4 protein-coding genes are annotated in these 2865 nt (G+C 46.0%); 1 reads left to right on the forward strand and 3 read right to left on the reverse strand.

The window, feature by feature from the left end; translation table 11 throughout:
* Positions 1–4 precede the first annotated feature (4 nt).
* Both ACI31J_RS03805 and ACI31J_RS03810 read right to left on the reverse strand, forming a co-directional pair.
* Positions 5–169, reverse strand: a complete 165-nt coding sequence (locus ACI31J_RS03805) for a hypothetical protein (protein WP_162872418.1) — start codon at positions 167–169, stop codon at positions 5–7.
* Positions 162–1031, reverse strand: a complete 870-nt coding sequence (locus ACI31J_RS03810) for a hypothetical protein (protein WP_439773109.1) — start codon at positions 1029–1031, stop codon at positions 162–164. Before ACI31J_RS03810 ends, ACI31J_RS03805 begins: the two co-directional genes overlap by 8 nt.
* A gap of 204 nt (positions 1032–1235) precedes the next feature.
* Between ACI31J_RS03810 and ACI31J_RS03815 the strand changes: the two genes are divergently transcribed.
* On the forward strand, positions 1236–1709 hold the full coding sequence (locus tag ACI31J_RS03815; protein WP_439773110.1) for a nucleoside 2-deoxyribosyltransferase: 474 nt from the start codon (positions 1236–1238) through the stop codon (positions 1707–1709).
* Positions 1710–1775: 66 nt separating this feature from the next.
* Here ACI31J_RS03815 and ACI31J_RS03820 read toward each other — a convergent pair whose 3' ends face one another.
* Complete coding sequence (locus tag ACI31J_RS03820; RefSeq protein ID WP_439773111.1) at positions 1776–2603, reverse strand: HAD-IIB family hydrolase; 828 nt, start codon at positions 2601–2603, stop codon at positions 1776–1778.
* Between the last annotated feature and the right edge of the window lie 262 nt (positions 2604–2865).

The following is a 2865-nucleotide window of genomic DNA, read 5'->3' on the forward strand; positions in this document are numbered from 1 at the left end:
ACCACTATTTTTCATCCCCTTTCCCCTTTGAATAGATTTGCTCATCATAATGGAGCCACGTGCGCTCCACCCGGTAGTAAATAATCCACTGGCAAACAAACAGAACTAGGACAAGGACGAAGAAAAGGGCGGTAACGATCATCGCCAGCCAGAAGAACCAATTAACCATTTACGTCCGCCCCCTTCATGTATTCCACAATCAGGTCGGTCTCCATGTCCCGGTCGATGTGGCGCATAACGTCTTCAAATTCCGGGAACTTGTCAGCATTATCTTTGGTGATTCGCTTAGCACCCCATTTAAACTGCGGTGTTGCCTGGCCAACCCGTAATTGTTTTAGCCCTTCACGAGTCAGTTGATTACGGTAGTCGTAGGTTTGCTTGGTTAAATTAAATGAGATGATCAGAAAGGTCCCATGACCAATGTAGTAAAGTGATTCGGCGGGAAGCCGGTTATTCTTCAGGATCTTGGCGACCTCGCGCAGAGTTCGGTTGTATTCTCGGCTATGAAACTGGCGAATTTGCCGATTATGTGACCAATGAATGGCCGTAGCATAAAGCCACTGGTCCTCATGCGGGTCTTCCAAGATGAACTGCCGTGCCTTTTGGTAAATTTTCTGTGCATTATACCTTGTCTGCAGTTTGGTAACCTGGTCATAGTGTTCAACATAGCTATTAATCTCAGCACGGTTGCGATCGATCCATCCCCAGCCGGAAAGCAGGTAACGACTGAGGGAACTTAAACTGGCACAAATCGGGAAGGCCAGCAGTAGGCTGATCTTGAACGGGAGTGTCATCACAACATATCCCATCATCAGCAGCGCACTCCCAATGGTGGTTAGCCCAATAATCAACCAGGTCAATAGGATACTGGGGATTAAATCCCCGGCCGCAGTACCCAAAAGGATTAGGACAAGCATAGCCGTGGATGCGGTGGTCGAGTACTTCCCGGCCCACCACATCAAAATCGCGATTAGTGCTCCCATTAGGAAAAGAACAGTCAGGCCAATTTCAACTAGGTGTCGTCGTATCAATTCTTACATCTCCTTTGCTTTTTCGTTGAACAATTCTGTCAAAACGGTAAGGTACAGATAAAAATTTCCGCAATAAAATATTATACTATCTCTTCTATTATTAAGTTCTAATTATGCTACAATAACTGATATTTTTGTTGCGAAAGTTTCTCTACTTTTGCTATGATAAAAATATATATTAAAGAATGGATAGGGGAGATTCTTATGAAGAGCAAGACGGTTTATTTCTGTGCTGGCTGGTTTACTGACAAGCAAAACAAGGCGTACGAGCAGGCAATGAAGGCGATCGAGGACAACCCAACGATTGACGTGGAGAATTCATACGTTCCGCTTCAGCACCAGTACAAGGGACTGCGGGTCGACGAACACCCGGAACTCTTGAAAGACAAGGAATGGGCAACCGCCACCTACAATGGTGACCGGGTAGGGATTGAAAGCTCAGACATGCTCCTAGCCATTTATGTTCCAGAGGAAGAAGACGTTGGAATGGGGGTCGAACTGGGGATGGCCCGAGCCCTCGGCAAGTACATCATGGTAGTGATTCCTGACGAAGATTACGGCAAGTCTATCAACCTGATGAGTTGGGGAATCGCGGACAACTTCATCAAGATGTCCGAATTGGCAAAATACGACTTTAACAAGCCAAGTTACAACTTCTACGACGGAGCAGTATATTAAGTGCATAAAAAGGCATCACATGTTGGCGAAGATCGCCCGTGTGATGCCTTTTTTCATTACTATTACTTATTTTAGCTGGGGGTGGGGAAGGGCAAAAAGTTGCTCTAACTCGTACAGTAATCCATCATGGTTGTTATCGTAGCTGGTAACCCGGTCGGCCACCGCCAAGAGGTCGGTAGTGGCGTTTTTCATTGCGTAGCCGCAGCCGGCATGTTGAATCATTTCGAGGTCATTGGCGGTATCCCCGAACGCAACTAGGTCACTCATCCTGCCACCAAGTTGATTGATTAATCGGTCAAGACTAACGGCCTTATTAACACCCGCCGGCAGGACATCGATCCCAAAGGAGCCGCTGTATGTTGCATGGACCTGAGGAAAGCTTTTATTAATCTGGCCTACTTGGTCCATGATCCTATCTAGGGCCGGTCGCTGCTTGAACCAGTTAAGGTTAAAATTAAAGATCGGTTCGTTTATCTCTGCCAAGTCCCCAAAGTAGGCATGGTGGGGATAATAAGGTACGGGGATATCTTTGTACTGACGGGGGATGAACGTCCGGGTAGCGCCGGAAAATGAAAATAGGTCGGGCTGTGTTTGGAGCGTCCGTTCCCAGGTTAACAGGTGTGCGAGAGTTGAACGATCATGCACCCGGCTAAACTCTTCATGACCAGCACGAATGATTCGACCGCCATTTTCCGCCACATAGTTTTTGACCAGCGGGCTAGCGGCAAAAATGGCATGAAGTGCATCAAGACTGTTGCCGCTCGCCACAATAAAATGAATCCCCTTAGCAGTCAATTGCCGAAGAATATTATTAAAGCGACTGACATCGTAATGGTCATTGTTATCGAGCAGCGTCCCATCAACATCTATCGCCACAAATTGCCATTTTTTCATTTAGAAAAGCTCCTTTATTAATTATTACCATTTTAGCAGAGACGCGTTATAATTAGTATTGTATGAAGCGTCCTTAGTGTAAAGGATAGCACATGAGATTTCGGTCCTCATGATCCGGGTTCAATCCCCGGGGGACGCATTCTGGAAGAATTGTGAGAAACAACAAAAAGCCCACAAACGTTGCTATATTAACGTTTGTGGGCTTTTTGGTTATTTTTAGAAAACGTCTAAAAACGTAAGAAATTGTAACTTCTGCACACAT

Source organism: Limosilactobacillus sp., from assembly GCF_051873075.1.
Taxonomy (GTDB): domain Bacteria; phylum Bacillota; class Bacilli; order Lactobacillales; family Lactobacillaceae; genus Limosilactobacillus.

What these genes read in the sequence shown, in the direction of transcription:
- ACI31J_RS03805 (WP_162872418.1), bottom strand. Translation starts at nt 169, where the DNA reads ATGGTTAATTGGTTCTTCTGGCTGGCGATGATCGTTACCGCCCTTTTC.
- ACI31J_RS03815 (WP_439773110.1), top strand. Translation starts at nt 1,236, where the DNA reads ATGAAGAGCAAGACGGTTTATTTCTGTGCTGGCTGGTTTACTGACAAG.
- ACI31J_RS03820 (WP_439773111.1), bottom strand. Translation starts at nt 2,603, where the DNA reads ATGAAAAAATGGCAATTTGTGGCGATAGATGTTGATGGGACGCTGCTC.